This is a genomic window from Bradyrhizobium sp. 2TAF24, assembly GCF_052115025.1.
GTDB lineage: Bacteria > Pseudomonadota > Alphaproteobacteria > Rhizobiales > Xanthobacteraceae > Bradyrhizobium_A.
This window is the reverse complement of record NZ_JBFRFW010000012.1, coordinates 231,400-239,657: the sequence shown is the minus strand read 5'-3', so window position 1 is coordinate 239,657 and position 8,258 is coordinate 231,400. Positions and strand designations below refer to the sequence as shown.

Below are 8,258 nucleotides of genomic sequence, written 5' to 3'. Positions count from 1 at the left end.
CTCCCGTCGTTGCTCCATCACCGACACCTTGCGCCATGGCATGGACCGACTCCCTAACAGCCTGTCCATGTATTGTGATGTGTCGGCTATGTCTCCGAACACCCGTCGGTGATGTCCCCGGACTGAACATCAAGTCCGGCAATGACGCACTGGGGGTGGCGGGCTTCGAGTCCAGGTCGGAGCGGCGCAGCTTGTAGTAGCCCGCTACTACGCATGACGATCATCGTAGCACCCGGTTGTTACCCGCGGCGTGCCGGTTCGGCCTAGCGTCGCGCCATGCAACGGCGCCGCGGCACAGCGGCGCGCAAGGGGAGGCGTTCATGAATCCGAAGACCACCGCGCTGGTGCTGATCGAGTACCAGAACGACTTCACCACGCCGGGCGGCGTGTTCCACGACGGCGTCAAGGATGTGATGGCGGACACCGGCATGCTCGCCAACACAGTGGCGACCGTCGACAAGGCCCGCGCCGCCGGCGTCGCCATCCTGCACACGCCGATCACCTTCGCGGAAGGCTATCGCGAGCTCACCGGCAACCCCTATGGCATTCTCAAGGGCGTCGTCGACAACAGCGCCTTCCGCAAGGGCAGCTGGGGTGCGGCGATCGCCGATGGCCTGACGCCGCAGGGCGACGACATCATCATCGAGGGCAAGCGCGGCCTCGACGCCTTTCCCAGCACCAACCTCGACTTCATCCTCCGCAGCAAGGGCATCCAGACCGTCGTGCTCGGCGGCTTCCTCACCAACTGCTGCGTCGAATCCACCATGCGCAGCGCCTACGAGCGCGGCTTCGATGTCATCACCTTGAAGGACTGCACCGCCACGGTGAGCCGCGAGGCGCAGGAGATGGCGTTTACGCACAACTTCGGCATGTTCTCGAAGCCGATGATCCACACCGAGTTTCTGGCGCAGTTGCAGTGAGGCGGGGTGGGGCCGTCCAGGTGGATTGCCCCCGCTCGCTCGCAAGGCGTCGCGCCGGCTGAAGCGGCTTGCCTTTCCCCTCATGGTGAGGAGCGCGGCACCGCCGCGCGTCTCGAACCATGAGGCCGGGGCAGCGCGGCGTGTGCAAAGCTGAATGAGCGGGGTCAAGCGCGCGCAGTACGGTGGTGTGTGTCGTGACGCATTACCAAACTCTGCGTCATGGCCGGGCTTGTCCCGGCCATCCACGTCTTCCTTGTTCAAACACCGCAAAGACGTGGATGCCCGGCACAAGGCCGGGCATGACGAGTTTAACAACAAGCGCTCTGCTTCAGTGGTTTCTTTTGGAGACAGACTCCAGGATCAGGGGGAGGCGATGTGCAGGAGTCGTATCGCCCTACTTTCTCACGCTCACATCCTTCACATCCGGCCGCGGGTCCGCGGTGAATCGCTCGCGGTTGGGCATGCGGATGGCAGCGAGGCTCGCTGCATCGAGGCGGGCGTCGTCGGGGACGAGGCCGTTGAGGCTGAGCACATAGGCCGACACCGCATAGACTTCGTCGTTGCTCAGCGACTGCGGCGCGGTCAGCGGCATGGCGCGGCGGATGTAGTCGAACAGCGTCGGTGCATACGGCCAGTAACTGCCGACGGTCTTCACCGGCTTTGCGCTGGCGAGCGTGCCCTGGCCGCCGGCAAGGCGGTCACCCATGCCGCCTTCGCCGCGCGCGCCATGGCAGGCGGCGCATTGTGCGTCATAGATGGCATGGCCCTGCGCCACCGTGCCGCCGCCCGGCGGCAGGCCCTCGCCATTGCGGCCGATGTCGATGTCCCAGCCCTTGATCTCCTCGGCCGTCGCGGCGTGGCCGAGGCCGTAGCGGCCTTGTGCAGGTCCTCGTCCCTGTCCTTGTCCCTGCGTCTGGGCCTGCGCCGGCATGACGGCGAGCAGCAGCGCGAGCGCGCCGAGCGCCGCCACGACGGGTGTGGCGAAGGCGAGCGCTGGCTGCGGCGGCGCGCAGGATTGCGATGCGGAGCGACGATCACGCCTGTGCATTGCTGACCTCCCCATTGGCCTCGATCCGCCACGGCCAGATCGCGTTGTTGTGGTAGAACGAATTGGTGCCGCGCACGGCGACGAGATCGGCGAGTGTCGGCTGCACATAGCCGGTTTCATCGATGGCCCGGCTCTGGATCGTCGTCGCCTGGCCGTCCCAGCGCCATGGCAGGCGAAAGCGGGTCAGCGCCCGTGTCAGCACCGGCGCCTGCAGTTCGGCGTCCTGCCACGACGCACCGCCGTCCACCGACACCTCGACGCGGCTGACCTTGCCCCGGCCGCTCCAGGCGAGGCCGGTGATCTCGTGATAGCCGGTCGATGTCAGCCGCTGTCCGCCGGACGGGCGGGTGATGATCGACTTCGCCTCCATGATGAAGGTGAATTCGCGCGCGCTGCCGTCGGGCATCAGGTCGGTGTATTTCGAGGTCTCCTCGCGCGAGTACGCCGGCTCGGCCACGGCCTTGAGGCGGCGCAGCCACTTCACGCTCATGTTGCCCTCGAAGCCCGGCAGCAACAGCCGCAGCGGATAGCCCTGCTGCGGCCGCAGCCGTTCGCCGTTCTGGCTGTAGACGAGCAGGGCGTCGTCGAGGCACTTCTCGAGCGGCACGCTGCGCGTCAGCGCCGCGGCGTCGGCGCCTTCCGCGACGATCCATTTGGCTTGCGGCTTGAGCCCGGCTTCCGCGAGCACGAGGCGCAGCGGCACGCCGGTCCACTCGGCGCAGCTGACAAGGCCGACGAGGTCGGACGCGGTCTTGCCATAGGGCTTGGTGTAGACCGGGTTGCCCGAGCATTCGAGGAAGTGGATGCGCGACTGCGACGGGAAGCGGCGGAGCTCCTCCATGGTGAACACCAGGGGACGCTCGACGAGGCCGTGCAGCATCAGGCGATGCGCGGCGGGATCGATCGCCGGCACGCCGCCATGGTGGCGCTCATAGAACAGGCCGTTCGGCGTGATGATGCCGTCGAGGTCCTGCAGCGGCGTGCGGCTCGACGCCGAGATGGTTTGCGGCAGGGTTTTGGAGATGTTCCTGACCACGGTCTTCTCGAATGGCGAGGGCAGGCCGTAGGGCTGCTCGCCCGTCGGCGCGCCCGGCGCCTTCATCCATTCCGGGATGTTGGGAGGCAGGTTGGCGGCCTCCGCCGTCGGCTCGGCTGCGCGTGCGCCTGTCGCGAGGCTGCCGGCCGCGAGGCTGCCCGCCACCGCGCCGCGCAGCACGCTGCGGCGCGACGGCGCGGAATCGTCGGACTGCTCGGCGCGCGGATGGTCCGCGCCCGGGCGCGTGCGGATGCTCATGTCGTCTCCTGTCGGATCGCGTCCTGTCGGATAACGGTGCCGCGGCACACGCGGCATCGTCGCGGGCACGCTGTCACGCCGCGCGCGGCGCACGCAAGCGGGGTGCTGCAGTTTGGAACGCGTTGCTGCACTGCCGGTCGTGCGTGGCAGGAAATGGTCGGCGGCGCTGGCGATGCAGGTCAATCATGTGCGCGTCAGCGACAGGGAACGCTGCCGCGCAGCGGCGGCGGCACGCGGCCTCGCCAGATTGATTCCGGACCCGGCGTGGTGAGGTGTGGGCCTCATCCTTCGAGACGCTCGCGGCGCGAGCTCCTCAGGACGAGGGGAGAGGCGGTCGGGGAGCGCCATCTCTCATGGCTGTCATTCCGGACGACGCCAACGGGTCCGCGCGAAGCGCGGCCCGATGACAGGCTCCGCGACGGCGCGGAAAGACGTGTGGATATGCCGTGGTCCCTCATGGCGCGGTGCGCGGCGCATGCCGCGCGTATCGGGCCATGAGGCCGAAGCCGTGCGCGGCGCCTTACGCCGCGCGCACGGTGGCGAGGAAGTTCTGCATCTCGGTCTTGAGACGCTGGCTCTGCTGTGCCAGCGACTGCGCCGAGGTGTGGAGCTGGGCAGAGGCGATGCCGGTCTCGCCGGCGCCGCGGGTGACGTCGGCGATGTTGGTGGCGAAGTCGGCGGTGCCGGCGGTGGTCTGCTGCAGGTTGCGGGTGATCTCCTGCGTCGTCGCGCCCTGCTGCTGCACGGCGGCGGCGATCGAGGTGGCGATGTCGGACATCCGGCCGATGGTGCCGCCGATGGTCTCGATCGCCGCGACGGAGTCGCGGGTCGTGCTCTGCAGCGCGGTGATCTGCTGGGTGATGTCGCCGGTGGCGGTCGCGGTCTGGCTGGCGAGCTGCTTGACCTCGGAGGCGACCACGGCGAAGCCGCGCCCGGAGTCGCCGGCGCGCGCCGCCTCGATGGTGGCGTTGAGCGCCAAGAGGTTGGTCTGCTGCGCGATCGTCGAGATCAGCTTCACGACATTGCTGATGCGCTCGGCGGCGCGTGCCATCTCGCTGATGCGGGCATTGGTGTGGTCGGCCTGGCGCACCGCCTCGGCGGCGATGCGGGTGGACTCGCCGACCTGGCGGCCGATCTCGCCGACCGACGACGACATCTCTTCGGTCGCGGCGGCCACCGAACGGATGTTGTCGGCCGCCCGGCTGTAGGACGTCGCGACGGTGGCGGAGAGCTCGCGGGTGCGATCGGCGTTGTGGGTCAGCGTGTCGGCGGAGGCTTCGAGGCCGTCGGCGGCATGCGACATGGTGTCGATGACGTCGCCGACGGTGTGCTCGAAGCTGTCGGCCAGCATCTGCATCTCGCTGCGCCGCTGCGCGGCGATGCGGTGGTCCTGCTCGGCCTTGGCGGCGGCCTCACGCTGCGCCTGCGCGGCGACATGAGCCTTGAAGCTTTCGACCGCCTGCGCCATGTCGCCGATCTCGTCGTGACGGCCGAGGCCCGGCAGCACGATGGAGAGATCGCCGGCGGCGAGCTGCTGCATGGCGCGCGCCATGCGCGCGATGGCGCCGGCGACGCGGCTCGCGACCATGAAGATGGCAAGGCCGGTGACGACGGTGGCGAGCGCGATGGTCCAGATCAGGGTCTGGCGCAGCTGCTGGGCGCTGCGCTCCGCCGCCTGGTAGCGCGCATCGGCGGCGGTGAGGGCGGCGACCAGCGCCGGGCGGTTGCGGCCATAAAGGGTGGCGAGGTCGTCGATCTCCTCGGTGAGCGAGCCCTGCGACACCAGCACCGCGGTGAACGCGCCGTCATAGGCCTGCACCAGCTTGTTCAGGTCCGCCTTGACGTCGTCGGGCAGCGCGGCACCGGCGAGCTTGCTCTGGAACGCCTCGACATGGGCCTTCAGCGTGTCGCCGAACTTCTCGTTGCCGCTGAGCAGGAAATCCTTGTCGTCGCGGCGCATCGCCAGCATCTCGACCATCAGCGCCGGTGCGTCGAGCGGCGTGAGGCGGGCCTCGAGCGCGCGGGCGGCGGCGCCGAGCTTGCCGAGCAGGCCCTGCTCGGGCTTGAGGCCGAGCACGCGCTGCGCCGACACCACGTTCTGGAAGCGCACGGCATACTGGTTGATGCCCGGGCGCAGCATCGCCGCGGCCTTGAGCGGATCGTCCGCCGGCAGCGGCGCGATCGTCGCCTCGATGGTGGCGAGATCGTCGGCGGCGCGCGCCAGCGTCTCGGCATGGGTCTTGATGCGGCTGTCGTCGTGCTTTCGCAGGAATTCGTCGGCGATCTGGCCGGCCTCGAGATAGCTTTCCGACAGTCGTGTGACAGCAAGGCGCAGCGCAACGCTTTCAGCGGAATCGTCCTGCACGCGCGAGGCGACATGCAGACCGGCGAGACTGATGCCGCCGGCAATCACCGCCCCGGCGATGCCGAGGGTCACGATTTTCGAGCGCAGGCCGAAACGAAAGCGGCCCGCGGACAACAGACGCGGAAAAAATGTCAGGCGCAGATCTTGGTGCATCGTACCAACGGTTGTTGTTGAAATGCGGCCCCCGCCACGTGCGCCGACTATCATTCGAGTCGTAAGCAAACACTGAACAAAGATTTCAGCATTGCCGATGTCGGCGACAAAAAGTGCGTGATGACAGCGCTGTGAACGCGGCGCGTGATGACGGCCGAGGTTCGTGACGGTTCGGTGAACGGATGCGGCAGCGTCAGCTTGATGATGCTGGAATGATCAAGCTGCGAATGGGCGAATTGCAGAATTCTATTGCGCAATGAAACGATATCGCGCGCGTTTCATTGCGCGAGTCATTTTGGTGGAGGCCGGCGCTGTCGGGGATATCGCTGGTGACGTGTGGTGCAATGATGTCGACACGTCATGGTCGTGCACAGCGCGTGTCGAATCATGAGGCCGAGGCATTGCGAGGCTGTCGCGCCGTGGCCTCATCCGTCGAGACGGCGACTGCGGCGCCTCCTCAGGATGAGGAGAGAGGCCGGCGCGGTGACGGCCATTGGCGCGAGGATATGGGCGTGAAGATACCGGCGCGAAGGTGAGGTGTCGTCAGCGCACGAACGAGAAGAGCATGTGCCGCAGCATGCGCTCGACGCGCACGCCGTGGCGGGGGTGGTGCACGCGGTGGCGGTGGCGGGCGCCGTCGTGCGGCTCGCTGGCCTGGTCGGGCAGGCTGGCGGTCGTCATGATGCGGGGGCTGCCGAGGCTGTCGCCGATGGTGTCGAAGTTCGCCTTCTGCTCGTCACTGAGCGTGGCGTAGACGGCGTCGAGCGGCGCGCGCACCGTGGTCACCGCCTGCAGCATGGCGTCGAGCCGCCGGCCGATCGTGGCAAGACGCGCGGGCGGCGTCACCGCGGTGTCGTCGGCGCAGGCGGCGGCCCGCAGCAGATCGGCGGCCTGCGCGGTGGCGGCCTGCAGCGCCTCGAACCCCCGGCGCTGCGCCTCCGTCGGCTTGACCGTCGCCTCGATCGCGGCGCCCGGCCAGGCGGTGAGGCCGGCCTCGGGCGTGGCCGCGGCGCAGACCTTCGGCGCGGCCGAACCGGTCGAGCCCACGGTCGTCGGCGCGCGCCGCGCGGCGAGGCGTTCGCTCGCCGCGGCAAGCCCGTTCAATTTCGCCTTCTGCTCGTCGCTGAGCTTGCCGTAGAACGCGGCGAGCGGCGGCTGCACGGTCCTGACCGCGGCGATCATCGCTGCGATGCGCTGCTGCATGATGGCGAGGCGCTGTGGCGCAGTCAGCGCAATGTCGGCGGGGCAGGCGGCCTTCAGGCCCTGCGCGGCCTGTGCGGAGGCGGCGGCGAGGGCATCGAGCGCGGTGCCCTGCGCATCGTCGGGCTGCAGCGCGCCGCGAATCTGCTCGATCGGCAGGCCAGCGATGTCGCTGCTGTCCTCGCCGCACAGGCGCGAGAGGCTGGCCTGGTCGTCGGCGGCGGCAGGGTCGGTGCTGCCCGGCGCGCGGCGCGCGTGCGGCAGATAGGCGGCATAGCCGGTGAGGTCGTCATAGGCGTAGGGAGCGAACAGGCCGGCATAGAGGTCGGGATAGCCATAGCCCCAGAAGGAATCGTCGTAGACGCCACCCCACAGCGCGTAGTCGTAGATGTCGTCATAGGCGAATGGCCAGAACAGCGGGCCGATCCAGCCATAGCCGCCATTGCGATGGCGCCACCAGCCATGGCCGCCGTGATGCCAGGCGGCGGTGGCGAGCGAGGCGGCGATCATGGCGCGGGTGCGCGGATCGCGCAGCGCGCCACCGCTGTGCAGCGCGTGGTGGATTGGCCGCGCCTGTAGCGCGCCATGCACCGAGGCGGCGCTCCAGCGCATATGCGCCGCGCGGATATTGAGCATCGCGGCGCGGCTGCCGCCGGCACGGGCATGGGCGGCGCGGCCGGCATAGAAACGCCGGCCATAGACGCCGCGTGGGGCATTGACGCCGCGCGGGGCGTGGACGCTGCGAATGGCGAAGCTGTGCGGGCCGCCGACGCCGGCGGTGCCGACATGCTGCACGCCGTGCGGGCCACCGAAGTGGGCGATGCCCGGATGGAATCCGCCGCCGGGATGAAAGCCGCTGCCATGCGGCATGCCGCCGCCATGGAAGCCACCGCCATGGAAACCTCCGCCACCGCCGTGAAAGCCGCCGCCAGGCCCGCCGCGCCAGGCGGCGTCGGCCGGCCATGCCAGCAGTGCCGTGGCCAGCGCCGCCGCGAGCGCGCAGGACACAAGGCGGGACACAAGGCAAGGCGAGGACAACCGCGTCGAGGTCAGCATGGCATGCACCGCTGCGACGTGAGGGCCGAAAGCGACGCCAGTGAAGCGCGGACATCAATTCGTGGCGCGGAAAATTGTTCCGCCCGGCCGCCAGGTGTCCCGCATTTTCGGGCGAAAACGGCAGGGGGACTGGCTTGCATCGGCGGCTGCGCGGTCCCAAATCCCCGGAGCCGGCGCATGATGCGCGACAGGACGCGCCGCGCCATGCGGCCGACAGGGGAG

Annotated in this window: 5 protein-coding genes; 1 reads left to right on the top strand and 4 read right to left on the bottom strand. The window is 69.0% G+C overall.

Annotated elements, in window-relative coordinates:
* Window positions 1–320 precede the first annotated feature (320 nt).
* Window positions 321–920: a cysteine hydrolase family protein gene (locus AB4Z37_RS19910; RefSeq protein ID WP_441518474.1), complete on the top strand. Its 600-nt coding sequence runs from the start codon at window positions 321–323 to the stop codon at window positions 918–920.
* Between the two features lie 394 nt (window positions 921–1,314).
* On the opposite strand, the gene AB4Z37_RS19905 is transcribed toward AB4Z37_RS19910, so the two are convergent.
* The 4 genes from AB4Z37_RS19905 to AB4Z37_RS19890 form a co-directional block, all read right to left on the bottom strand.
* Entirely contained in the window at window positions 1,315–1,851 is a 537-nt protein-coding gene (locus AB4Z37_RS19905; protein ID WP_441518482.1) for a c-type cytochrome, read from the bottom strand.
* 103 nt (window positions 1,852–1,954) lie between these two features.
* Window positions 1,955–3,262: a sulfite dehydrogenase gene (gene soxC / locus AB4Z37_RS19900; protein WP_441518473.1), complete on the bottom strand. Its 1,308-nt coding sequence runs from the start codon at window positions 3,260–3,262 to the stop codon at window positions 1,955–1,957.
* 520 nt (window positions 3,263–3,782) lie between these two features.
* Window positions 3,783–5,780 (bottom strand): methyl-accepting chemotaxis protein, encoded by a 1,998-nt coding sequence (locus AB4Z37_RS19895; RefSeq protein WP_441518472.1) that lies wholly within the window; start codon window positions 5,778–5,780, stop codon window positions 3,783–3,785.
* 543 nt (window positions 5,781–6,323) lie between these two features.
* Window positions 6,324–8,036: a Spy/CpxP family protein refolding chaperone gene (locus tag AB4Z37_RS19890; RefSeq protein WP_441518471.1), complete on the bottom strand. Its 1,713-nt coding sequence runs from the start codon at window positions 8,034–8,036 to the stop codon at window positions 6,324–6,326.
* Window positions 8,037–8,258 lie beyond the last annotated feature (222 nt).

Coding starts and splice junctions, on each gene's coding strand:
- AB4Z37_RS19910 (WP_441518474.1), top strand. CDS start 321: ATGAATCCGAAGACCACCGCGCTGGTGCTGATCGAGTACCAGAACGAC.
- AB4Z37_RS19905 (WP_441518482.1), bottom strand. CDS start 1,851: ATGCCGGCGCAGGCCCAGACGCAGGGACAAGGACAGGGACGAGGACCT.
- soxC (WP_441518473.1), bottom strand. CDS start 3,262: ATGAGCATCCGCACGCGCCCGGGCGCGGACCATCCGCGCGCCGAGCAG.
- AB4Z37_RS19895 (WP_441518472.1), bottom strand. CDS start 5,780: ATGCACCAAGATCTGCGCCTGACATTTTTTCCGCGTCTGTTGTCCGCG.
- AB4Z37_RS19890 (WP_441518471.1), bottom strand. CDS start 8,036: ATGCTGACCTCGACGCGGTTGTCCTCGCCTTGCCTTGTGTCCCGCCTT.